Origin of the sequence: Pseudomonas sp. O39, assembly GCF_045447295.1 — a bacterium.
Lineage (GTDB): Bacteria > Pseudomonadota > Gammaproteobacteria > Pseudomonadales > Pseudomonadaceae > Aquipseudomonas > Aquipseudomonas antarctica_A.
In genome coordinates, this window is record NZ_JBJGXV010000001.1 from 72550 (window position 1) to 97121 (window position 24572).

The window sequence follows — 24572 nt, forward strand, 5'->3', positions numbered from 1 at the left end:
CCCCACTTCCCCCGCCTGCGAGCCGCCCCCCATGCTCCATGTGTTATTCAGCGTTTACCTGAAGATGCTGGTGCTCTACAGCCCGTTCTTTGTGCTGTCCTGCTTTATCAGCCTGACCCGTGGTTATTCCAGCAAGGAACGCAGGCGCCTGGCCTGGAAAGTGGCGTTGGCGACGCTGGTGTCGAGCGTATTGCTCTACCTGTTTGGCCGGGTGATTTTCAGTGTGTTCGGCATCACCGTGGACGCCTTTCGCATCGGTGCCGGCAGCGTGCTGTTTATCTCGGCTCTGGGCATGGCCCAGGGCAAATCAGCGGTGCAGACCGACAATGTGCAGCAGGACGTGACCATCGTGCCGCTGACCATCCCCCTCACCGTTGGCCCCGGCACCATCGGTGCGCTGCTGGTGATGGGCGTCAGCCAGCCGCATTGGGATGACAAGATCACCGCCATCCTCAGCATCGCCCTGGCCAGCCTCACGGTGGGCGTGGTGCTGTATTTGTCCAACCGTATCGAACGCATTCTCGGCGACCAGGGCTTGCAGATTGTCAGCCGGTTGATGGGGTTGTTCGTGTGCGCGCTTGCCGCGCAGATCATCTTTACCGGGGTACGCGGCTACCTGGTGCCTTAAATCCGATACTGGGCGATTGCCGACTGCACCTTGTCTCCCGCGCTTTCGCGCATCAACTGGAGGGTCTTTTCGTTGACCACCGAGGTATTCAGCACCAGGCAGGTCTGCCCGCTGAAGGCCTCGAACGAGGCGCTGTCCCACTCCAAAAACGGCAAGCCGACCTGCTTGCTCACCCCGTGACTGCTGTAAGTCACTAACACCATCATCACTTCGCCATCGGTCTCGGCACAGGAGGCCAAGCCGAAATCACCGCCCTGATGCACCGTGCTGTTGCGCTTGAACAGCTCGAATGAAGCGGGCTGCTGCTTCATGGCCTCCAGTGCGTCGGCCGCCAGCTTCGGCAACGCCGCGAGCAGCGGCCCGGCCAGTGATGTCGACGCCAGCATGGCCGCGATGATATTAAGCGCCGCCAGTTGCACCGTCAGGCCCTTTCCCGAGCTTTTGACCCGCTCGAAGCGGCTGCGCACCGGCAGCCAGCCCAAGCTGATCATCACCTTGATAAATTCGTCGTACCAGGCCTCCGTGCCGCGGTTTACTTTCAACACATCGCTGACATAACCACTGGCCAGCAAGTAGCTTTTGCGGATGTACTCGCGGTTCAGCGCAGACATACCCTCGATAAACGAGATCACACCATTGTTCACCACTGCCGCATTGCAATCATCCTCAGTGTCCAACGCCAAGGAGGGCGTGATTGCCGGTGCCCCTGGCAGCTTGTAGGCGGCAATCAACTTGCGCCTCTTCGCACTGATGATCCTTTTGTGATATCGCTCCATTTCCCGTTCTCCACAAGCACCCCACATGGGGCTTGCTCCCACACTAGTCGAGTGGCAGGTGGGCTTGCCAGACGACAAACATCGCTTGGCACACCCTCCGAAAAAGCGCCCCCCAGCAATAACGAGGCGCCCGCGCGGGCCTTCCGTCTTTCAGCGACAAAAACAGAAAAAGCCCCGAATAACGGTAGGTTTTCACCCAGCGTTACTCGGAGCTTTCTTGCGTACGACAGACCGCTTTCAGCCGGCAGGTTTCTCGCCATACCAACGCGGCGTGTACACCCACTCCCCGCCACCGGCCCGCGCAAACACGCAGGTGGTGGACGAGCCAATCAGCACCATGGTGCGCATGTCGACCTGCTCAGGCGTCAGTTGCCCAAGCGTGGTGACACGCAGGGTCTGGCCTGGGCGGCCGATGTCACGCCCCAGCACTACCGGCGTCTGCGGCGTGCGATGCAAGGCGACGATTTCCAGGGCGCGCCCCAGTTGCCACGGTCGCGAGCGCGAGATGGGGTTATAGAACGCCAGGGCGAGGTCGGCCTGGGATGCAAGGTCCAAGCGCTTTTCGATGATCGACCAAGGCTTGAGGTTGTCCGACAGCGACATCACGCAGAAGTCATGCCCCAGCGGCGCACCCGCTTGAGCGGCGGTGGCCAGCGAGGCCGAGACGCCCGGCAGAATCTCCAGGTCGACTTGATGCCAGGCCGGGTCGCTCGACTCGTGCAAGGCCTCGATGACAGCAGCTGCCATGGCAAACACGCCGGGGTCGCCGGACGACACCACCACCACTGAGCGCCCTTGCGCGGCCAGCTCAAAGGCATGACGCGCGCGCTGCATTTCTTCGCGGTTATCGGTGCAATGCTGCACCTGGTCATTGCGGAACGGCCCGGCCATGCGCACGTAGGTTTCGTAGCCCAGCACATCGGTGCAGCGTGCCAGTTCAGCCTTGACGGCCGGGACCATCAACTCGGCCGCGCCCGGGCCCAGGCCAATCACCGCGAGACGGCCACGCGGACGGCCGACGAGCGACAGGTCCAGAGGTTGCTCTGCAACGCTGATAACGATGTCCGCGTCTTGCTCCACGTCAGCGAAACGCAACGGCACCCCTAATTCCAATGCAGCGTCGGCCAAGGAAGCGTCGGCCATTTGCGTAGCGCTGGCCAACAGGCAGGCCAGGGATTGCACAGCAATGCCGGCATGGTGCAACGCCGCACGCACACGCTCGGCCAACTGCGCACCAGGCTTACAGGTGACGCACACCGTCTTCGGGTAAATCAGTAATTCGTTGTCCGCCGGCACACGCGCGGCGCTGCCCACGTGAATCGCCAAGCGTGCGTGCTGATCCTGCGGCAGATTGGCCTGGTCCAGCCAGGGCGCCGCGCCTTCAATGCGCACGCTTTCTCCGGCGAGCAGGTCGGAGACGAAGCGTTTGCCCAGCTCCAGGTCGGCCAGTTGGTAACCCGCGGGCGGGTTGAGCAGGCAAGTGCCGAAACGCAGCTCGCCGCTGGTAGTAATTGCAGCGGCTACACCCAACGCCGCCGCGATGTCTCGCGCCATGACGTTCACACCGCCCAGGCCACCGAGCAACGGCACCACGGCACTGCCATCTTCAGCGACGGCCAGCACTGCAGGTTCTTCACCCTTTTCGAGCAATAGCGGCGCCAGGGTGCGGATGACGATGCCGGCCGCGCACAGGGCGATCAACGGCGTGCCTTGTTGATAAAGCTGGCGCAAGGTTGCGCCGAACTCGCTGTACGTGTGGTCCGCACCTTCAACCCGTCCGGCCAGGCCATGGATCAGCGCGCCCGGGTAAACCTGTTGAATCTTGCGCGCAGTCGCCAGGCTGCCCTGGCCCAGAATGACAATCGCCGGGCACATCAACCTTGCCACCTTTCACCCGGCACGATGATCAGCGAGAAGTACGGCGAAGACGCCGGGTCGACCTGATCCAGCGCCACGATTTTCTGGTTAGCCATGGTCGCGCGCTCCACATAGAGCGCGCGCTCGGCCAAACCGAGTTCTTCCAGCACCTGGCGCACCTTGGGGAAGTTGCGGCCCAGCTTCATGATGACCGCCGCATCGGCATCCGCCAGGCGCCGCTTGAGGTCGTCAGCGGGCAACACACCGGAAAGCACCGACAGACTCTGATTGCGATACACCAACGGTGCGCCGAGCACCGAGGCGCCGCCGAGCATGGAGCACACGCCAGGGATAACTTGCGCGTCATAACGCTCGGCCAGGCGGTCGTGCAGGTACATGTAGGAACCGTAGAAGAACGGGTCGCCTTCGCAGATCACCGCCACATCGCGGCCAGCGTCCAAGTGCGCGGCCACGTCCATGCTGGCAGTGTCGTAGAAGTCGCTGATGATTTGTTCATAAGACATCGGTGCCGGCAGCACTTCCGTGGTCACCGGGTACACCAGCGGCATCAGGGTCTGCTGCGCCACCAGGTGGTCTTCGATGATGCCGAAGGCATTGCCCTTCTTGCCCTTGGCCACGAAGTACGCCACCACCGGCGATTCGCGTAGCAGGCGCAGGGCCTTGAGGGTAATCAGCTCCGGGTCGCCGGGGCCCACGCCCAGGCCAATCAACCGTCCACGTGCCTGCATTATTCGACCTCCGTGGCCAAGGCGTTGACCGCGGCGGCGGCCATGGCACTGCCGCCGAGTCGGCCTTGCATGATCACGAACGGTACGCCACGGCTGTCGGCCGCCAGCATCGCCTTGGATTCGGCGGCGCCGACAAACCCCACCGGGAAACCCAGGATCAATGCCGGTTTCGGCGCGCCGGCGTCGAGCATTTCCAGCAGGTAGAACAAGGCGGTCGGCGCGTTGCCGATCACCACCACGCTGCCTTCCAGGTGCGGGCGCCACAGCTCCAGCGCGGCGGCGGAACGGGTGTTGCCCAATTCCCGCGCCAAGTCCGGCACGCTGTCGTCGCGCAAGGTGCAGATCACTTCATTGTTGGCTGGCAGGCGCGCGCGGGTCACGCCTTCGGAGACCATTCGCGCATCACACAGAATCGGCGCGCCAGCGGCCAGCGCCTCGCGCCCGGCCTTGCCAGCACCGATGGAGAACTGCAGGCCGTCGATGGCCTCGACCATGCCGCACGCATGAATCACCCGCACCGCGAGTTTTTCCAGGTCGGCCGGGATGCGGTCCAACTTGGCTTCCGCGCGAATAATGGCGAAGGAGTTGCGATAGATCTCCTGACCGTCGCGGATGTAATCAATCATCGGTGTTGCTCCGTGAGCGTGCGCGTAACAGGGCGCCCGCCGCTTCAATGGAAAGAGTGCGTGCGTGCAGCCGGCCGAAACCTTGCTCGGCTGCATCGCGAAAATAGAGGTCGTAGTGGCCGGGACTCACCGCCAGCAAGGTGACCGGCGCGACATGCGCCGCGGCGCAGGAACGCAGGCAGCCGGACAGGTGCACGTCATGACCCGGTTGCAGGGCGGCCAGTTGCACGGCGTCGGCCTTGGTGTCGGCCAGGCCTTTGCCGCAGCCGCTTGAGCCGGTGCAGGCGATCATGCGTGCCAGCGGTTGCTCGACTGAGCAGAGAAAGCCCAGCTGCTGCAGGCGATCGGTGACGGTGGCGGCGTTATCGGTGTGTACGTTGGGCAGCAGCAGACCTTGCCAGGGCGTGAAACGCAGCGTGCCGTCGCCGTAGTCACTGGCCAGTTTGGCGGCGCCCTTGAGCATGCTTGAGTCCAGCCGCCCCAGCGGTGCAACGGCGGCGACATAGACGTAATCTTTTTGCCGCTGTGGATAAGTACCCAGATGCAGCAGAGCCCCGCTGGCCGGGCGCTTGAAACCATCAACCGGCAGCAACGGCAGGTTCAGACGGTTCAAGAAGTTATCCACAGGCAAATGCCGCATCCGGGTTTGCGCGGGCGTCGCCAGGTCGAGAAACAGCTCCAACACCGCCACCACCAACGCATGGCCCTGCGCCAACGGCACGGCGGCCAGCGGCGCATCCAGCCCAGGGCAGCCGGCCAGACCGAACGCAAGCAGTGTCTCGCCCTCGCGTTCAAAGGCCGACAGCCACAGGTCATGGTGGTGTTCAAGCATGGCCAGGGCTTCGCCGCCATCCAATTGCACGGCGAACTTGGCCGACAGCTCATGGAAGCGTGGATGGTTTTGCAGCGTGGCGAGGATCTGGTCGGCCAGCGGGCGGGTGTCGAACAGCATGTACGGGTCGATACCGGCGCTGGGGCTGAGCATCAGGTTGCGCACGTCGTCACCGGCGGCGTTGTTCGGCCCCAGGTCTGCAGCAAGGAGCATTGCAATCAAGGCGTCCTGCTCGGCGCCGATCCCGCGAATCTGCACGTTGGCGCGGTTGGTCGCCTCGATCACCCCGCCCGCATAGGCCTGGGCGGCGTCCGCCACCGCATGGGCCTGGAGGACGCTGATCGAACCGCCGGCCAATTTGATCCGGCAAATGCCGCCATCCAACGCCTGGACGATACGCAGCAACCCCGGACAAGCCGAGGGGCGCAAGGTATTCAGAGCAGGCGTTGGGTTCACGGGGCTACCGGTTGACGGGTAAAGGCGCGGTATTATGCCTGCTTTGTCCGGCGGCATGAAAAGCCTGCCCGTCGGATGTCGTTCAAGGAATTCATATGTCGCCCTGGCTGACGGTAGTAGGCATCGGTGAAGACGGCTTCAAGGGGCTGGGTAAAAATGCCCGGCATGCCTTGTTGCGCGCCTCTCGAATTATAGGCGGCCAACGTCAGTTGGATCTCTTGCCGGTGTGTATTCGTGGTGAACGCCAGCTGTGGCCGAGCCCGTTTTCCCTGGAGCCGGTGCTGGCACGGCGCGGCGAACCGGTGTGTGTACTGGCCAGCGGCGACCCAATGTTCTACGGCGTGGGAGCCAGCCTGGCGCGGCAGCTGGCGGCTGAGGAGTTGCTGATTTTGCCGGCGCCATCTTCCGTGTCCCTGGCGGCGGCGCGGTTGGGTTGGCCGTTGCAGGAGGTGGTGATCGTGTCTGTGGTCGCTCGGCCGCTGGCGGCGCTGAATGCGCACCTGGCCAGCGGTGTGCGCCTGCTGGTGTTGAGCAATGACGGGCGCAGCCCTGCGGCGATTGCCGCGCTGCTGGTTGAGTCCGGGTTCGGGCCAAGCCGTATCAGCGTCTTCGAACACCTCGGCGGTGCGGATGAGCAGCGTATTAATAGCGTGGCTCAGGACTGGCAGCAGGCCTCGGTGGCCGATTTGAATGTGGTCGCCATCGATTGCCTCGCCGACGCCAATACCCCACGCCTGTCGCGCCTCGCCGGTCTGCCGGATGCGGCGTTCAAGCACGACGGCCAACTGACCAAGCGCGATGTGCGGGCCATGACGCTCGCGCGCCTCGCGCCCATGCCCGGCGAACTGCTCTGGGATGTAGGCGCGGGGAGTGGCTCCATCGGTATTGAATGGATGCGCGCGCACCCCAGTTGCCGTGCGCTGGCCATCGAAGCCGACGAAGGCCGCCAAGGCCTGATCGAACACAACCGCGACGCCCTCGGCGTACCCGGTTTGCAATTGATTCGTGGCAAGGCGCCGGACGTTCTGTACGGTTTGGAAGCACCGGACGCGATCTTCATCGGCGGCGGCGTCACCCGCGACGGCGTGCTCGACACCTGCTGGCAACACCTGCGCCCCGGCGGGCGTCTGGTCGCCAATGCCGTGACCCTGCAAAGCGAAATGACCCTGATGGCCTGGCGCGCCCAACATGGCGGCGAGCTGACCCGCATTCATGTGGCGCAGGCCCAGCCGTTGGGTGAGTTCGACACCTGGCGCCAGGCGTTGCCAATCACCCTGCTGGAAGTGATCAAGCCACTATGAAACGCATCCTGCTGCTGGGCGGCGTCACTGAAGCACTGGCCATTGCCCGTACGCTGGGGCCGGAGCATATCTATAGTTTGGCGGGCGTGGGCCGCGTGCCGACGGACCTCACGTGCCAAGTGCGTGTCGGCGGTTACGGTGGTGTTGAGGGCCTCGCGCAGTTTGTTCGTGATGAACACATCAGCCTGATTCTCGACGCAACCCATCCGTATGCCGCTCAGATCAGCCGCAATGCCGCCGAGGCTGCAAGGCTGTGTGGCATTCCTTGCTGGGCGTTGCGCCGACCGGCGTGGCAGCCGCAGGTGGGGGACGACTGGCGTGAGGTCAGCGATTGGGCTGAGCTGATCGAGGCGATGAAGCCTTTCAAGCGCCCGCTGTTCACGCTGGGCCGTGAGCCATTGCAGCATCTCGATGAAATCCCCGCCGACCAATTCTGGACGCTGCGCGCATTGGATGTATATCCGGGAAATGCGCGCTGTGAAGTCATCGGCGCGCGTGGGCCGTTTCTGATCGAGGACGAGCGCGCATTGTTTGAGCGGCGTGGGATTGATGTGCTGATCAGCAAGAACAGTGGCAGTGCGGCCACTGAGCCGAAGCTGGAAGTGGCGCGGGAGCGTGGGGTGCCGGTGCTGGTGTTGAAGCGTCCCGTGCTGGCTGTGGTGGATCGAGAGTTCACATCCGTGGCTGCGGTGCTACAGGCCGTCAACCCTCTCTAAACACCACCTGTCCGGTGTGGGACTGCGTTATCAGGCTGCTGTTTTCGTCTGCCCGATGCCCGCATGCACTCGATCAGCCAGCAACTGCGCCAACTCAATCAACTGCGCAACGCCGAGCAATTCTCCATTGCTCGCGCAACCAGCAGGCTTAACGCCAAGCAATAGCCGAGCACAATCCAAACTGTGGGAGCTGGCTTGCCTGCGATGCAGACGCCTCGGTCTTCCCGTTAGGCCAAGGTGATGCGATCGCAGGCAAGCCAGCTCCCACAGGGTTCAGCGTCAGGCTGGATGTCGCGACCCGCCGGCAAAATTGGCAATCTGAGGTTCCCGACTATCATGAAGGCAACCACTGCGACACCAAACCACACCGCGCTTTTTTACTTATCCTTACCGATCAGGCTAAATACCCACCTGATCGCTTAACCCTACGGATTGTCCGCCATGGCCCGTCAACGCTTTGCAATTGCCTGGATCGCCTGCTTTGCAGTGCTGTTCAACGCCTTTGCCATGCCGATGGCCAGCGCGATGCAGCAGTCCAAAGACCCTATCCAGCAATTGCTGTGGGGCAGCTTTTGTTCGTCCAATGGCGCCAGCCTGAAAACCATTGCCTTGGGCAAACTGGAAATTCCGGCGCCGCAGCAGGACGATCATTCCACCATGCAGCATTGCTGGTGTTGCTCGGGCTCACCGCCGCTGGTGGCGTTGCCGGGGCATGTGCCGCAGTTGTATGTCACACGGTTCGACGCGGTGCAGAGCTTGCCGCCGCCGTCACTGCAAGCCCCAACCCCTCGCCAGCAATGGCCGAGCCTCAACCCGCGCGCCTCTCCAACGGTCTGATTTCTTCGCAAGTGAACTGCGTTTAGAACCGTTCTGGAGAACTGCCATGCTCAAATCTTCCCTGCTTCTGGCTGCGTTGTTGCTGCCGGTGTGTGTTGCTGCCAATGCCGATGACTACAAGGCCGGCGACCTGCTCGTCAGCGACCCGTGGTCCCAGGAGTTGCCGCCCAATGCGCCCACGGTTGCGGCGTATTTCGTGATTCATAACACCGGTGTTACCCCGGACCGCCTGCTCAGTGTCGAAACGCCAGTAGCGGATAAGGCCGAGCTGCATGAGCATGTGATGCAGGGCGACTTGATGAAGATGCAACAAGTGCCCAGCGTTGCCGTACCGGCCAAGGGTGACTTGACCTTCGCACCGATGGCCTATCACGTGATGTTACTGGGCTTTAAGGACCGCAGCCTGTTGGCCGATGGCAAGCAATTCCCACTGACCCTGACCTTCGAAAAAGCCGGCAAGGTACGCGTGGAAGTCTCGGTACAGAAAGCGCCGCCGATGGCTGGCCACGAGCATATGCACGCTCAATAGGCCAACCTCGATGGGCGCCCCACGCGCCAGGTTATCCCCGCAGCGCCGCAGGCCCATGAGCCTGATGCGCGGCAGTTGGATCAGCCTGTTCGCCATGCTGATGATCTTTATCGGTCCGCTGATTTCCCAAGCGATGCCGATGGATCATCACGCCGGTATGTCGATGAGCATGTCCATGGACATGCCCGGCTGCCATGGCGAACCCAAGCCAAGCAAAGCGCCGGACGAACACCACGTCCTCTGGGAAAAGTGCGGCTATTGCAGCCTGCTGTTCAGTTGCCCGGCCCTGCCCGGCAGTGTGTCCTATGTCACCCTCGGCACCCCGCCGTCGGCTACCGCCCTCACTCCCGCCCCGCGCCTGGGCCATGCCCGGCAGAGCATCTTCCCCGGCGCCCGCAGCCGCGCCCCGCCCATCGCCTCGTAAACACCTCATCGCGTTACTTCACCCCGGCCGACTTTAGACAGACAGCCGCAGGCTGCTGGCCGTGTTGTTTACGAATGATTGATGGAATTTTTCATGTCCAGGTTTTCTGCTGACACCCGTTTGGGATGCACCCCTGTTTTTGCTGTTCTGCTTGGCACACTGTTGGTGCCACATGCACAGGCTGAAGATCACGAACTAAGCCCCACCGTCATCACGGCGATCGCTCCCAGCTCGCCGCTGACCGTTATTACTAACCCGAAAGACCCACGCCAACCGGTGCCGGCCAGTGATGGCGGCGACTACCTCAAGACCATCCCGGGCTTCGCCCTGGTGCGCAACGGCGGTACTAACGGCGACCCGGTGCTGCGCGGCATGTTCGGCTCGCGCCTGAATATCCTCACCAACGGCGGCGTGATGCTCGGCGCCTGCCCGGGCCGAATGGATGCGCCCACCTCGTATATCTCGCCGGAAACCTACGACAAGCTCACCGTGATCAAAGGCCCGCAAACCGTGCTCTGGGGCCCGGGCGCGTCGGCCGGCACCATCTTGTTCGAGCGCGAGCCGGAGCAGTTCGGCGAGTTGGGCACGCGGGTCAACGCCAGTGTGCTGGCCGGTTCCAACGGGCGCTTCGATAAAGTCATCGATGCCGCCGCCGGTGGCCCATTGGGTTACGTGCGAGTGATCGGTAACCAGGCGCACGCCGACGATTACAAAGACGGCAATAACCACACCGTCGCCTCGCGCTACGACAAGTGGAACGGCGACGTCGCCGTCGGTTTCACCCCTGACGCCGACACCCTGCTGGAACTCACCGCCGGGCGTGGCGATGGCGAAGCACGCTACGCCGCGCGCGGCATGGACGGTTCGCAGTTCCTGCGGGAAAGCCTGGGGCTGCGCTTCGAGAAGTCCAACATCGGTGAGGTGCTGGATAAGGTCGAAGCCCAGGTTTACTACAACTACGCCGACCACGTGATGGACAACTACAGCCTGCGCACACCGTCGGGCACCGGGATGATGGCTGGCCCCATGGCCTCCAACGTCGACCGGCGCACCTTGGGTGCGCGGATCAAGGCAACCTGGCGCTGGGCCGATGTGCAACTGATCGGCGGCCTGGATGCGCAGACAGACGAACACCGCAAACGCATGGGCATGGGCATCGATACCTATAAGGATGTGCCGCGTAACAAGGACGCCAATTTCCATAACTACGGTGTGTTTGGCGAACTGACCTGGTACGCCGCGGACCGCGACCGCCTGATCACCGGCGCGCGCCTGGACCGCGCCTCGGCCAAGGACTTCCGGCAAACCACCGGCTCGGGAACGATGGCCCGGCCCAACCCGACCGCCGACGACACACGCGCCGACACCTTGCCATCGGGCTTCGTGCGTTATGAACACGACCTGGCCGACACGCCCACCACCGTCTACGCCGGCCTGGGCCACTCGGAACGTTTCCCGGATTACTGGGAGCTGTTTTCCCCCAACACCGGCGCGGTGGGTTCGGTGAATGCCTTCGACGGCGTGAAGCCAGAGAAGACCACCCAGCTCGACTTTGGCGCCCAATACAAAACCGCCGACCTCGAAGCCTGGGCCTCGGGTTATGTCGGCCAGGTGCGCGATTTCATCCTGTTCGACTACAAGCCCGGAATGATGGGCACCACCTCCCAGGCTCGCAATGTCGACGCGCGGATCATGGGCGGCGAACTCGGTACGGCCTACAAGTTGACCCGTCACTGGAAGGCCGACGCCACGCTCGCCTATGCCTGGGGCAAGAACAGCAGTGACGGCAAGGCACTGCCACAGATGCCGCCGTTGGATGCACGTTTCGGCCTGACTTACAGCCAGGATGACTGGAGCGCCGGCGCCTTGTGGCGAGTGGTCGCGGCGCAAAACCGCATCGACCAGAACAAAGGCAACGTGGTCGGCAAGGACTTCGATAAAAGCGCCGGCTTTGGCGTGTTCTCGCTGAACGCCGCGTACCGCATCAATAAAAACTTCAAGGTCAGCACCGGCGTCGACAACCTGTTCGGCAAAGCTTACGCCGAGCACCTGAACCTGGCCGGCAATGCCGGGTTCGGCTACCCGGCCAACGACCCGCAAGCCATCAAGGAGCCGGGACGCACGCTCTGGACCAAAGTCGATATGAGTTTCTAACAGCAACGGGAGCAAGCCCCCTCCCACATTTGAATGTATTCACAAATCAAAATGTGGGAGGGGGCTTGCTCCCGATGGCGGCATAACTGACCCAAAAAAAATAATGCCTTGCGGAGCACCCTGATGACCACTCAAAAGATTTCCTTCTACAACCTCGCCTGGCGCTGGCACTTCTACGCCGGGCTCTTCGTCGCCCCTTTCATGGTGCTGCTGGCCCTGACCGGCATCATCTACCTGTTCAAACCCCAGCTCGACCCATTGATGTATGGCGACCTGCTCAAGGTGCAAAGCGCCGAGCACGCCTTGAGTGCCGACGAACAATTGCAACGGGCACAGGCAGCCTTCCCCCAAGGCAAAATCAGCAAGTACCTGCCGCCTGCCGACGCCACCAGCAGCGCGCAATTTGTGATGCATGAGGGCGGGCGCGAAGTGACGGTGTTTGTTGACCCGTATCGCGGCACCGTACTCGGCGAACAAGATGCAAAAAACAACCTGCAAGCCATCGCCCGGGCACTGCACGGTGAGCTGATGATCGGCACCGTGGGTGATCGCCTGGTGGAGCTCGCCGCCGGTTGGGGCGTGATGCTGGTGGTGTCCGGCGTGTACCTGTGGTGGCCTCGCGGCACGTCGTCGGCCGGAGTGTTGTGGCCACGGTTCAGCCGTCGCGGCCGTGTGTTCTGGCGCGACATGCATGCAGTTGCAGGCTTCTGGGGCGCGGCGTTTTTGCTGGTGATGCTGCTCAGCGGCATGACTTGGACCGGCTTCTGGGGCAAGCAATACGCCGACCTGTGGAACACCTTCCCAGCGGCGATGTGGAACAACGTGCCGCAGTCCGACCAGCAGGCACGCATCCTCAATACCGCCAGCCAACAAACCGTGCCCTTGGCCATGGAAAATACGCCGATGCCGATGTCCGGCGACCACGCCGAACACATGAAGCACGGCGCCATGAGTAACGCGCCGGCCGCCCCTACTTTGCGCCTGCAACAAGTGGTCGACCTGGCCACCGCACGCAAGGTCGAGCCCGGCTACAGCATCACGTTCCCGACCACTGCCGACGGCGTATTCACGGTCGCGGTATTTGCCAATGACCCGCGCAACGACGCCACCCTGCATGTGGACCAGTACACCGGCAAAGTGCTGGCCGATGTGCGTTGGGAACATTACAACACCGTCGCCCGCGCCACCGAGACGGGCGTGATGCTGCACGAAGGCAAGATGTTCGGCTGGGTGAACCAGCTGATCGTGCTGCTGATTTGCCTGCTGATTTTGCTCAGTGCGGTCAGTGGCGTAGTGATCTGGTGGAAGCGCCGGCCACAGGGCGCGCTGGGTGTTCCGCCGTTGCGCCATGACCTGCCGAGGTGGAAAACCGCGATGGTGATCATGCTCGCGCTGGCGATTATTTTCCCCTTGGTGGGCGCCTCGTTGATCGTGGTATGGGCTTTGGATCGCCTGGTGTTGGCGCGCTTTTTCAACCCACATGAATCCGCCTCAGGTTCGGCATGAAGCAGGCGAGATGCCCAGGACAGAGCCCTTCTGTAGCCTTGCGCGACTTTTGTCCCGCAGCCGATAAGTGTTAACTTATAACACTTTCTGCGTTATCGTTGCTCTCCGCGCCCTGCGGCGAGCACCTCTTCAAGAAGCGATTGATCGACCGATGAACAAGTACTTTGCGTGCGGCCTGTGCCTGCTTGCCTTGCATAACAGCGCCCAGGCCCTGACCCTGCCCGCCAGCCCCGTGACTGCGCTGGCCGTGGATGATGAACGCGTCGACTTGAATACCCCGACCACCGCCGGCTCGCGCCTGAACCTCACGGCCTTGCAAACGCCGGGCAGTGTCGAGAGCCAGACCGGCGAAAAAATCCGCGAACGCGGCGACGCCAGCGTGCAGGACGCCATCTCCCGCGCCACCGGCATCAGCCGCACCGGCACGCCGGGCGACGGCGGTACCTCGTTGCAGGCGCGCGGTTTTACCGGACAAAGTTCGGTACTGCAGCTGTACGACGGCCAGCGCATGTTCGAGGGTGCGGGCACTTCCACCTTCCCGGTGGACACCTGGTCGGTTGAGCGCGTGGACGTTCTGCGCGGCCCGGCTTCGGTAATGTATGGCCAGGGCGCCACGGGCGCGGTGATCAACACCGTTTCGAAGAAGCCGTTTGAAGGCGAGATCGAAAACCACATCCGCCTCGGCTACGGTTCCTATGACCGCCAGCAGGAAGCCCTGGACAGCGGCGGCTCGCTGACCGACACGCTGAGCTATCGCCTGAACATCAACCGCCTGCGCAGCCACGGTTTCATCGACCGTGGCGACTCGGCCAGCGACTTCGTCAGCGGCGCCCTGCGCTGGCAGGCGGCCGACAACCTCAGCTTCACCCTGGCCCACGACTATGGCGACCAGAGCCCACAGAACGACTACGGCACCCCGCTGATCAACGGCCAGTTGCACAAAAGCCTGCGCGACAAGAACTACAACGTCAGCAACAACACACTGCACTACAACGACCAATGGACGCGCCTGACCAGCGAGTGGCAGATCAACGACAACGTCACCGCCACCAACGAACTGTCGTACCTGAAAAACCAGCGCCGCTGGCAGAACGCCGAAAGCTATAACTTTGTGGCGGGCGGCTTGGTGCGCCAGAACTACCTGGGCATCAAGCACAACCAGGAACAGGTCGGCGACCGCCAGACCTTTACCTTCGCGCACAGCCTGTTCGGCCTCGACAGCCGGACAGTGACAGGTGTCGAGTACAACCGTATTCGCTTCCGCCTGGCCAGCAACGCACCATTCACCGATGCAACGGACCAAGGCCAACCGGTGGATATCAACCACCCGGTGCCGCAGCCGTTTGAAAGCGCCAGCGCGTTTGTCCCGCAGTCCGTCAGCACGACTAAACAGCTCGCCGCCTTCGCTGAAAACCGCCTGCAACTGACCGATAAACTGTCGCTGATCACCGGCGTGCGCCGTGATTACCTGCACATCGACAGCGATGATCTGACAGTAGAGAACAACGACGCCAACAAGACCCTGACCGGCAATAACTGGAAAGCCGGCCTGGTCTACGCAATCACCCCGGACACTTCGGTTTACGGCCAGTACGCCACCAGCACCGATGGCGTCGGCAGCCTGATCAGCCTGAGCCCGAGCCAACAGCAGTTCGGCTTGTCTACCGCCAAGCAGGCCGAAATCGGCTTCAAGCAAGCGTTCTGGGATTCGCGTGGCGAGTGGACCCTGGCGGCCTATCACATCGTGAAAAAGAAACTGTTGGTGAGCATTCCCGGCACCGACCTCAAGGAACAAGTCGGCCAACAATCTTCCAACGGCCTGGAAGCCAGCCTGGACCTGCAACTGCCCAACGCCTGGCAGCTGCAAGCCAATGCCGCCCTCGTGCGGGCGCAGTACGACGATTTCTCTGAAGTCGTCAACCAACAGCCGGTGTCCCGCGATGGCAACCGACCGGTAGACGTGCCAAACCGTACCGCCAACCTTTGGTTGAGCAAGGCCGTGAGCGACGACATCCGCGCCGGTGCCGGTGTGCGTTACGTCAGCGCACGCTATGCCAACACCGCTAACACCCGCGAAGTACCGAGCTACACCGTGGTCGACGCCACGGTATCGTGGAAAGCCATGCGCAACACCACGTTGGGCCTGCAACTGAATAACCTGTTCGACCGCACCTACGCCGTCAGCCAATACAACGATGGCCAGCAGTGGATCCTGGGGGAACCGCGCTCGTTCTTCGTCACGGCGGATTACACCTTTTAACAGAACAACACGCGCTCCAGTGTGGGAGCTGGCTTGCCTGCGATAGCGGTGGGTCAGCCACTCAATCAGTGCCCGACAGACAGCTATCGCAGGCAAGCCAGCTCCCACATTTGAATTGTGCTGAACAAGAGAACACTGATGACTTCACTCACCCTCGCTGGCCTGACCTGGACCCCACCCGGTCACGACCACTGCAATCACCGGTTCCAACTGCATGACGCCAGTTTGCAAGTCGGTGCGGGCGAGTTTGTCGGGCTGATCGGCCCCAATGGCAGCGGCAAGACCAGCCTGTTGCGCTGTGCTTATCGCTTCAGCAAGCCGGAACACGGCGACGTGCTGCTCGAACACCAACAGGTGTGGAAGCAACGTGCAAAGTGGTGCGCGCAACGTATCGCCGTCGTGTTGCAGGAATTCCCCGACGCCTTCGGTCTGCGTGTGGATGAAGTCGTCGCCATGGGTCGCACGCCTCACAAAGGCTTGTTCGACAGCAATACGCTGCACGACCTGGAATTGATCCGGCAAGCGCTGGCCTCGGTCGGCATGCAGAACTTTGAAGAGCATGCTTTTGCCACTCTCTCCGGCGGTGAAAAACAGCGGGTGATCCTGGCCCGTGCATTGGCGCAGCAACCTCAGTTGTTGATCCTCGACGAGCCGACCAACCACCTCGACCCGCGCTATCAACTGGAGCTGCTGAGGCTGGTCAAGCGGCTGAACATCGGCACACTGGCCAGCATCCATGACCTTAACCTGGCCGCCGCCTTCTGTGATCGCCTGTACGTGATCAACCATGGGCGCATCGTCGCCAGTGGTACGCCCCACGAAGTCCTCACCGCCGAGTTGCTGCGCGACGTGTTTGGCGTCGAAGCACTGATCGATACTCACCCCTTGTCCGGCTACCCTCGAATCACCTGGATAACCCAACCATGATCCTGCGCTCCCTGCTGTCTCTCGCTCTATTACTCGGCACTGCTCAAGCGTACGCCGACGCCACCCGCTACCCGGTGACGGTCAAAAGCTGCAACCGCGATGTGACCTTCCAGGAAGCGCCGAAACACGCGGTCAGCCACGACATCAACATGACCCAGATGATGCTCGCCCTGGGCCTCAAATCGCACATGGCCGGCTACAGTGGTGTGACCGGCTGGAAGTCAGTGACACCAGAAATGGCCGAGACCCTCGACGGCCTGCCAGAGCTGGCGAGCAAGTACCCGTCGGTGGAAACCCTGCTCAACGCCAACGTGGATTTCTTCTTCGCCGGCTGGGACTACGGCATGCGCGTGGGTGGCGACCTCACGCCGCAAACCCTGCAACCGTTGGGCATCAACGTCTACGAGCTGACCGAATCGTGCGCCTTCGTGATGAAGCGCCCGGCCGCGACCCTGGAAGACACTTATAACGACCTGCGCAACCTGGGCAGGATTTTCGACGTGCAAGATCGCGCCAATGCCCTGATCGCACAGATGCAAGCGCAAATCGCTGAGGTGCAAAAGCACCTGCCCGAAGGCAAACCACGGGTGTTTCTCTATGACAGCGGCGAAGACCGCGCCATGACCTCCGGCCGCCTGGGCATGCCCCAGGCGCTGATCGCCGCTGCGGGTGGGCGCAATATCCTCGATGACATTGACGCCAGCTGGACCCGCGTCAACTGGGAGACCGTAGTAGAGCGCAACCCGCAGGTGATCGTGATTGTCGACTACAGCGAAATCACCGCCGAGCAGAAGGAACAGTTCCTGCTCAACAACCCGGCGCTGCAATCGGTGGACGCTATCAAGAACCAACGTTTCATCGTGATTCCTTACGCGCAGGCCACGCCGGGTATCGACAACGTGCTGGCCGTTGAAACACTGGCCAAGGGGTTTCACGGCGAATGATCAACCGTCGCTACGTCCTGTTGCTAAGTGCCCTTGGCGCTTTGTTGCTGCTCTCTTGCGTGATCTCGCTGGGGTTCGGCTCAGCGCCGGTGCCGGTGGACGTGGTGTGGCGGATTCTGCTGAACAAGGCGTTCGGTGTCGGTGAGGTGAACTGGAGCGCAGGCCAGGAACATATCGTCTGGCTGATTCGCTTACCGCGCATGTTGCTGGGTGCGCTGGTGGGCGCCGGGCTTGCGCTGATCGGCGCAGTATTGCAGGCGGTGACGCGTAACCCGCTGGCCGACCCCCACCTGCTCGGCGTGACTTCCGGCGCCACCCTCGGCGCAGTGATCGTGGTGCTGCATGTGGGCGAAGTCATTGGCCTGTTGACCCTGCCCATCGCCGCATTTATCGGCGCCTTGCTGAGCATGCTGGTGGTGTTGGCGGTAGCCAGCCGCAATGGGCGCCTGGAGAGCGATCGCCTGTTGCTGTGCGGCGTGGCGGTATCGTTCGTGATGATGGCGGTGGCCAACTTGCTGCTGTTCATGGGCGACCACCGCGCAGCCTCGGCGGTGATGTTCTGGATGCTCGGCGGCCTGGGTCTGGCGCGTTGGGAACTGCTGGCGATTCCGGCCGCCACCGTGCTGTTCGGGCTGCTGCTCTTGCTCGGCATGGCGCGCCCTTTGAATGCGCTGATGGCCGGCGAGCAGACTGCCGTGACCCTGGGCCTGAACGCGCGCAACGTGCGGCTCAAAGTGTTCCTGGTCGCCTCGTTGATGACGGGCGTGCTGGTGTCCATCAGCGGTTCCATCGGCTTTGTCGGCCTGATGGTGCCGCACATCGCCCGGCGTCTGGTCGGGGCCGAGCACCGGCGATTGCTGCCGGTGTGCGTGCTGCTGGGCAGTGTGTTCCTGGTGTGGGTAGACGTCGCGGCACGCACCCTGATCGCCCCCGAAGACCTGCCCATTGGCGTGGCGACGGCGGCGATTGGCGGGCTGTTTTTTATCGGCTTGATGCGCAAGCGCTGAGGTCAGAGTTCATCACGGTCATACCAGAACTTGCTGACATCAGGCTCCTCCTGCATATCGCGGACTTTCCACTCGTCACCCAGCACTCCTGGCCGTGACCAGAAGGCATCGATGACCAGCACTGACAACGTGCCCAGAACCTGCAATTGACTAACCAGTACACTGGGGGTTGGCGCCGCCCCCGGGCCCAACAGCCTGGCTTCAGCCGGATCCAACCCCGGCTTGTACTTGAGCAGAGCACCACCCCGGCAAGACAAGTAACAGCTCTCGGCATCGGGAAGATTGCTCCTGACCACCGACACGTAGTCGCTCAAGTCATCCTTGGAGACGAAGTTTTTCAACAGGTTTTTGTCCAGCGGCCCCAGGCTGGAAGTCGTAGGAATAGCCTTATAAAACGCCTGCACAGCGGCGATTTTGTAGGTCTTCAGCACATTGCCGTCAGGCACGTCGAACCCGGCATGATCGATCCAGAACAACAGTTCCAGGGTACTTGCACCTCCCGCGCCCTGATCCTCCACCGGGTCAATCGCGACATACCCCGGCGTTTGCCCTGGCGTCAGTACCGCGCCCAAGTATTGCTTGCCCTTGTAAGGTGCCACCACGCCTTGGGCATAGCGCGCAGCATCATCGGGATAAGAAAACAACGGCCCGCAGAACGAATGAAAATAGGGGTCGTCTGCAAACGCGTGGGGTGCTTTTTTGGGCACCCATTGCGCCGTGACCCGCTCTTTCCTGCCCCACACCTCGCTGGTGACCCTGATGCGCAGGTCACCCGCAGCGGCCAGGCGGCGCACATAGTCTCGCACCGCTAGCGAACCTTCGAGCAATTGGGTTCGATCACTGTGTGCCTTGCTCGTCCATTCGTACAGTGGCGCCGTCTTGGGAAACACATACGTAAGTAACGCACCGTCGCTGCACAACAAATACAGCGGCAGCGTCGTGCCATTGCGTGCGCTGGTGATGAAGTTCAGGGCTTTGGCGATGTATTGAGGGGGAAAGAAACTCTGCGCCATTTCATCAGTGGCGGCAGCGATTGAGGCGTTGGAAGCACAGAGGTACACGCCATCCAGTACATACCCTTGGGGCAATTGGCCGTTGCTGAACACTTGCTTGAAATCGGCAAAGTTCTCTCTGACCAGCGCCAGGGTCGTCATGTACAGCGGCTTGTTCACCGACTTAAGTACGTAACCGAAGGCCACCTCGGCTTGAGGCTTCCACAGGCGCTGGGCATAGCGCACGGCATCGAGCGCCCGGGTAAAGATCGGGCCGCAGGGCGAGTCGAAAGGTACCTGGCGAATTTCCCGGGCTTGGAGTTCACCTACTCCGGCCAAAAACTCCGTCTTTATCTGCCTGGGCATGCCCCATACAGGGTCGCCCTTCACCACATACAAATGCCCCGCCTTCGCGACTTCAGTCACAAAGGCTTGCGGCGAAAGCGCGCCGCTGCGCAGTTGCTGTTCAATGAGGTTGTCGCCGTAATCACCCTTGATCAGGTTCAGGGGCGCTAGACGGTCTTTGAGCAACGCCTCCACAGCAGAGTCCGACAGTTGGTAACTGAGGATCGAGCCATTGGCACCGAACGCATATTCACGCTTGATGTGGGCTTCACGGTGCAACAGGTTCGACAATACCGCACTGGGTATCATGGTTTTGTAGATGGCTTTCTGAGTGGCGGACAGCAGCAACGGCACCTCTTGGTTCACCACGGACCGGTAGCGCGCAACAATGGTACTGCCCCCCGGATAAAGCCCCATATCGGCAGCCACTTCAGGGTAGATCCAGTGCAATGCAAGCCCCCGAGGCGGCAGCGCCAGCGGCTCAGTCGAGGCAAACAGCCCATTGACCAATCTGAGGATCACCCCACCATAAGCACGACGGTAGCCGTTGCCGACTAAGGCCGCGGCATGGCGGGCCGCGTCATCGGGGTTGGCAAACGCTGGGCTTAAACGCCGCGGCATTAAGGTTGCGTAGCTGGCCCAGTCATCGCCGACCCACCCGGCTTTATCCCAGAACAAGCTGGTACGGAGCACATGGAGATTTCCTCTCATCGCCCACTCTTTAACGAAGTCCCTGGGACTCTTCTGGCCGGAGTCCAGCTCGGCACGTGCTTGAGTCAGCAGCCTGTCGACCAGGCCGCCACTTTTTACGTCCATCAAGCCAGGCACATACTGCAACAGCGCGCCATCAAGGGTTGAGAAATAAATCGGCAGGCCATTCACGCCACTGCGGTTCGCTTCATAGAGGGCGATGTACAACACCTCAGGCATCACAAAATACAAGGTCAGCCAAGCACTCGACGTATTCAGCCCCGCGGGCGACCATTGCTGCGACCGAAACAACCCATGCAACACAAAGCCGTCGGGCAGTTGGTAGCCGCCTCCGGCTTCTCGCTCGAAAAGGCTGCCGAGATTGAAGAGCTTTTGCAGAGCGGTGGCCCCCACTACTTCGCTCGCAACATACTGCTCCCGATCCCGGTGCCGGAGGATGAATGCAAAGCAGTCCTTATTCTTGAAGTTGCGACCATGCACTCGCCCATGCAGGTTACGGGCAGCCTCATCGGCGCTGGCGAATACCGCGCCGTAGGTGGCGTAGTCGGGAGGACCGGACTTGGGGGCGTAGCTATAGTTGGGCGACCAGTCGTTGTAGACCACCGAGCGCGGGCCCCATAACGGGTTGCCCTGGATGATCTTGAAGTCCCCCGCCTCGGCCACGCGCCGAACCCAATCGGCCGGCCGAATCTGCCCGCTGTCGAGGCGCTTGCCAAGGCTGTTGTCACCGGCCTGTGGGCCAATATTGGCCAGCAGCAGTTTTTCCTCGGGCGAATTGTTTGGGGTGTACTCCAACAAGCAGTCCTGCGCGCCCGACAGGTACGCCACACGTCCGGCCGGGATGATCGAATACATTTCATCGTCGGAAAACACTTGCAGGTTGATCTGCGCCTCATCCCGCGTCCAGCCACGCCGTGCGACCCAGGCCGGGTCGACCATCGACAGCGCGGTGTGGGAGCCGTAACGCCCGTGCAGCACAAAAGGTTCCGGCGGGATCAACGGCCCTTGGTTATTATTTGGAAAGAACAGCGTGAAGGCAAAAGGATTGGCCGCACTGACAATAGGCTCAGTGATGACAAAACGACCGTCTTCGCCCTTGAGGATATAACCGCCGTAGTAGCGGTCCCGAGTGTTGCCAATTTGCTCATGGGCATACACCGCCGCATCGCGTGCCGAGAGAAACGAACGGCTCAACGTTGCCTTGAAAAACGACATCAACAGGTTGGAACGGTTTTCCACCCTGCCGACCGTACGCCACAAGCCACCGCCCTGAACCACCGACAGCTCGGTCGCTGCAATCACCCTGCGCACATAATCGCGCGGGCTCAATGTCCCGGCGACCATTGCCGCTTGTGCGCCGTTGTCGTCAAGTTCACCCGCGCTGTTTTGCCTGACCAGTTCGGTCGTGGCGGTGGCCTCGGGCACCTTGAGCCTCAACAGGGCGCCATCCGAGGCGTGCATGTACAGCGACAACCCACGGGCCGGATCCTGTATGCCCAGGGTCACCCGCGCCTGGCGGGTTGCGGCGACCACTTGCGCAGGCGTAAAGAAGGTACTCGCCAGCCATTTTTCCCGCGCCGCAACTTCGTCCTGCTCGTACCAGCTATTGAAATAAATCGCCTCCAGCCGGTATTGGGAAGGCAATCGAAGGTTGCCGTCGGCGCGTTTTGGAAACACGTCGTTGGGCGTAAACAGCGGATCACGCTTGGGCTGGGCCAACGTTGCCACATAGGCATCCTGACGGGTGTGCTTGAGGACAAACCCCATCGCGCCCTCTCCTGCTGCGCCAGCGAGCAACAGCGCACGCAGCACGGCGGTTTCCGGGCTTGGAAACACTGAGGTGAAAAAGGGTTGTTGCAGTATGGCGCTGCTGCTGGTCACGGGTGTGTTGATTCGCCAGCCGGTGTTCACCCGCCCGCGCACGCCCCCCCAAACCGTATGTGCAATCAGTACAGATAGCTCCCCCGCCTCGGCCAGCTTCCAGACAAGGTTCTCGAAATCATTGCTGGCTTCAACTGTCCCAGCGCGAAGGTGTTGCTCCCAGGTTTTTTCCACCGCCGAGCCACTGCTGACGTACTTGAGCAGCACATTGTCCGGCCCGGAAAAATAGTGAGCCTTGGCGAACGCTCGGTGCTTGAAGCTGAAGAGCTGATCCGCCACGGAGTAGAAGTTGTTGAACAGCAGTACCTGGTCAGCCGTGAAACTGGGGAACATGCCCTGAATTTGTGCGGCATCCGCCGGATGGGAGTGATAAAACGCCTCGGCGCTGTAATCATCAGGGGCGATGAAGTTGCCTTCGCTGTCCTTGGCCAGCACCAACCCATGATCAAAACTATTGCGTTGGTCCGCCACCGGATGAGTGGCGTAGTAGCGGCTGCCGCGTTTGAGAATCACACCACCGTACTCGACATCGCGACGCTGTCCGATAAGCAGGTGCGCCCAGCGGGCTGCGTCGTCGGCTGTTATAAAGGCCGGACTGAACTGGGGTTCGGGAATCTTCGAGTATGGGCGCCAGTCATCGCCGACCGGGCCGATCTTGTCCCACAAGGTGCTCGTCCTGAGCACCTCCAATCGACCTGCTGCCGCCAGACGCAGAACAAAATCACGAGGGCGAAGGCTGCCTGCGATCAAGGCCGTATCGATGCCGTTATCCACAACGGCCCCATCGGGCTCAACCCGATAAAGCGCCGCCTCGGCAACCGAGAAGGTGCAGGTGTATTTCAACAACGCGCCATCCGGGGTGGCATGGAAGATAGCCGGGGCTTCTTGCTTGAGTAACTCAGGCGCCAACCGTGCCTGGGAAAGATGCCAGGCCAGTTCTGGCGGCGAAAAAAAGCTGCGGTATAACCAAGGCTGCTTGGTTTGCGCAAGTGCCACATAGGCACCCTGACCCGAGTAGATGCCGATCAAATGAAAATGGGCAGGCAGGCGATGCTTGCCATCTTTATCGACAGGAAATACGTGTTGCGCGTAGATCTGTTGGCCGCTTATGCCTGACGGCTCGGTCACTGCGTACAGGTTCTTGTCGTCATGCTTGAGCACAAAGGCTTGCTGAATCGCCCGGGCCGTAGCCGTCAACCGCGCCTGGGCATAACTGAGCGCGTCGCCAAGGCTTGCCTGCACCGGACCGCAGGCCGGCAGGTCCTGGTTTGGAGAGGTAAAGGCTTGATAGGGCTTCCAGTTATCGGGCACCTCTCCGGTAGACCCACCCCACACAGCATTGGACACCACAATCGACAGTTGGCTGACACTGGCCACTTTCTTGAATAAATTCTCCACCACACCGTCATAGCCGTCAGGCCGGCCGAACGGCTCCTTTTGCTCCAGCCAAACACCAAAACGGCGCTCAGCCTCCGACCGGGTAGGGACATGTTTTAACAGCGAACCATCAGGACCGGATAAATAGGACGCGGTAAAAAAAGGCGGCTCCAGAATATTGGCCGCCAGGTCTGCTTCTGAGTAAAAGCTGTTCAACGCCTTGATCCGGCGATCTGAAAAGTCGGGGTGGTTTTCCTTGTACTCAGTGAAAAAATCCGGGTGCGAGTGAAAATCCGCTACACACCGATAACCGTCGGGGTGCAGGTACTGCTTATCGCTGTCCCGATTCAACACCGTGGTCACGTCAAAAAAATTGCCGCCCCCTTCGATAGGGTCTGTCGCATAAAAAAGCTCATCGGCCAAGCTCTGCAAAATCACCCCGCCATATTCCTGATCCCGCTTGTCGCCCACCTGCTCATGGGCGTAGCGAGCCGCATCGTCCATGCTGATAAACCCCGGCCCTACCGGTGGCAGCTGCACCGGTTTCACCGGGTCTGCCCCAAACCAACCACGCTTGACTCGCTTCATATCATCTGTTCCCGCTCAAGTCCCCAGGCGCCAGAGATTGGCGACCGCAGCGCCCATGTTCGGTAGCAATGGATGACGCGGGGGGCTAAATAGGCACCCCATGCGCCGAGCGCTCTTTTTAAGGGCCGGCCGTGCACTCGACAGCCTTT

The 24572-nt window shown here is 61.6% G+C and carries 18 protein-coding genes; 12 read left to right on the top strand and 6 right to left on the bottom strand.

Annotated features, from left to right (window positions below; all coding sequences use genetic code 11):
* The first annotated feature begins 31 nt into the window (after nucleotides 1–31).
* Nucleotides 32–628: a MarC family protein gene (locus tag ACI77D_RS00340; protein ID WP_003217330.1), complete on the top strand. Its 597-nt coding sequence runs from the start codon at nucleotides 32–34 to the stop codon at nucleotides 626–628.
* Here the strand turns inward: ACI77D_RS00340 and ACI77D_RS00345 are convergent.
* The 5 genes from ACI77D_RS00345 to cobG all read right to left on the bottom strand — a co-directional run bounded on the left by ACI77D_RS00345 (nucleotide 625) and on the right by cobG (nucleotide 5981).
* Nucleotides 625–1404, bottom strand: coding sequence for a hypothetical protein (locus ACI77D_RS00345; protein ID WP_064450478.1), 780 nt, complete (start codon nucleotides 1402–1404; stop codon nucleotides 625–627). The genes ACI77D_RS00340 and ACI77D_RS00345 overlap by 4 nt on opposite strands.
* A 237-nt stretch (nucleotides 1405–1641) precedes the next feature.
* The gene (cobJ, locus tag ACI77D_RS00350) at nucleotides 1642–3279 is read right to left on the bottom strand and encodes a precorrin-3B C(17)-methyltransferase (RefSeq protein WP_407015852.1); all 1638 of its coding nucleotides are present in this window, start codon (nucleotides 3277–3279) and stop codon (nucleotides 1642–1644) included.
* On the bottom strand, nucleotides 3279–4010 hold the full coding sequence (locus tag ACI77D_RS00355) for a precorrin-2 C(20)-methyltransferase (RefSeq protein ID WP_128591455.1): 732 nt from the start codon (nucleotides 4008–4010) through the stop codon (nucleotides 3279–3281). The genes cobJ and ACI77D_RS00355 overlap by 1 nt, the downstream gene beginning before the upstream one ends.
* Nucleotides 4010–4636: a precorrin-8X methylmutase gene (locus ACI77D_RS00360; protein WP_064450475.1), complete on the bottom strand. Its 627-nt coding sequence runs from the start codon at nucleotides 4634–4636 to the stop codon at nucleotides 4010–4012. Before ACI77D_RS00360 ends, ACI77D_RS00355 begins: the two co-directional genes overlap by 1 nt.
* Nucleotides 4629–5981 carry a precorrin-3B synthase gene (gene cobG, locus ACI77D_RS00365; protein WP_407015853.1) on the bottom strand — a complete coding sequence of 451 codons (1353 nt, stop codon included), beginning with the start codon at nucleotides 5979–5981 and terminating at the stop codon, nucleotides 4629–4631. Before cobG ends, ACI77D_RS00360 begins: the two co-directional genes overlap by 8 nt.
* A 38-nt stretch (nucleotides 5982–6019) precedes the next feature.
* Between cobG and cbiE the strand changes: the two genes are divergently transcribed.
* The 11 genes from cbiE (at nucleotide 6020) to ACI77D_RS00420 (ending at nucleotide 18529) form a co-directional block, all read left to right on the top strand.
* Nucleotides 6020–7225, top strand: coding sequence for a precorrin-6y C5,15-methyltransferase (decarboxylating) subunit CbiE (gene cbiE / locus ACI77D_RS00370; protein WP_407015854.1), 1206 nt, complete (start codon nucleotides 6020–6022; stop codon nucleotides 7223–7225).
* Entirely contained in the window at nucleotides 7222–7941 is a 720-nt protein-coding gene (locus ACI77D_RS00375; protein WP_407015855.1) for a cobalt-precorrin-6A reductase, read from the top strand. The genes cbiE and ACI77D_RS00375 overlap by 4 nt, the downstream gene beginning before the upstream one ends.
* A gap of 441 nt (nucleotides 7942–8382) precedes the next feature.
* Nucleotides 8383–8778, top strand: a complete 396-nt coding sequence (locus ACI77D_RS00380; RefSeq protein WP_064450471.1) for a DUF2946 domain-containing protein — start codon at nucleotides 8383–8385, stop codon at nucleotides 8776–8778.
* Nucleotides 8779–8824: 46 nt separating this feature from the next.
* Nucleotides 8825–9307 carry a copper chaperone PCu(A)C gene (locus tag ACI77D_RS00385; RefSeq protein WP_407015856.1) on the top strand — a complete coding sequence of 161 codons (483 nt, stop codon included), beginning with the start codon at nucleotides 8825–8827 and terminating at the stop codon, nucleotides 9305–9307.
* Nucleotides 9308–9371: 64 nt separating this feature from the next.
* Entirely contained in the window at nucleotides 9372–9731 is a 360-nt protein-coding gene (locus tag ACI77D_RS00390; protein ID WP_064450469.1) for a DUF2946 domain-containing protein, read from the top strand.
* 93 nt (nucleotides 9732–9824) lie between these two features.
* Nucleotides 9825–11885: a TonB-dependent copper receptor gene (locus ACI77D_RS00395; RefSeq protein WP_407015857.1), complete on the top strand. Its 2061-nt coding sequence runs from the start codon at nucleotides 9825–9827 to the stop codon at nucleotides 11883–11885.
* 123 nt (nucleotides 11886–12008) lie between these two features.
* Nucleotides 12009–13391 carry a PepSY-associated TM helix domain-containing protein gene (locus ACI77D_RS00400; protein WP_407015858.1) on the top strand — a complete coding sequence of 461 codons (1383 nt, stop codon included), beginning with the start codon at nucleotides 12009–12011 and terminating at the stop codon, nucleotides 13389–13391.
* A gap of 151 nt (nucleotides 13392–13542) precedes the next feature.
* Nucleotides 13543–15651: a TonB-dependent receptor gene (locus tag ACI77D_RS00405; protein WP_407015859.1), complete on the top strand. Its 2109-nt coding sequence runs from the start codon at nucleotides 13543–13545 to the stop codon at nucleotides 15649–15651.
* A 138-nt stretch (nucleotides 15652–15789) separates the two neighbouring features.
* Nucleotides 15790–16578 carry an ABC transporter ATP-binding protein gene (locus tag ACI77D_RS00410; RefSeq protein ID WP_064450465.1) on the top strand — a complete coding sequence of 263 codons (789 nt, stop codon included), beginning with the start codon at nucleotides 15790–15792 and terminating at the stop codon, nucleotides 16576–16578.
* Entirely contained in the window at nucleotides 16575–17522 is a 948-nt protein-coding gene (locus ACI77D_RS00415) for an ABC transporter substrate-binding protein (RefSeq protein ID WP_262666901.1), read from the top strand. Before ACI77D_RS00410 ends, ACI77D_RS00415 begins: the two co-directional genes overlap by 4 nt.
* Nucleotides 17519–18529: a FecCD family ABC transporter permease gene (locus ACI77D_RS00420; protein ID WP_407015860.1), complete on the top strand. Its 1011-nt coding sequence runs from the start codon at nucleotides 17519–17521 to the stop codon at nucleotides 18527–18529. The genes ACI77D_RS00415 and ACI77D_RS00420 overlap by 4 nt, the downstream gene beginning before the upstream one ends.
* Nucleotides 18530–18531: 2 nt before the next feature.
* Here the strand turns inward: ACI77D_RS00420 and ACI77D_RS00425 are convergent, their stop codons facing one another.
* Entirely contained in the window at nucleotides 18532–24423 is a 5892-nt protein-coding gene (locus ACI77D_RS00425; protein ID WP_407015861.1) for a DUF4329 domain-containing protein, read from the bottom strand.
* Between the last annotated feature and the right edge of the window lie 149 nt (nucleotides 24424–24572).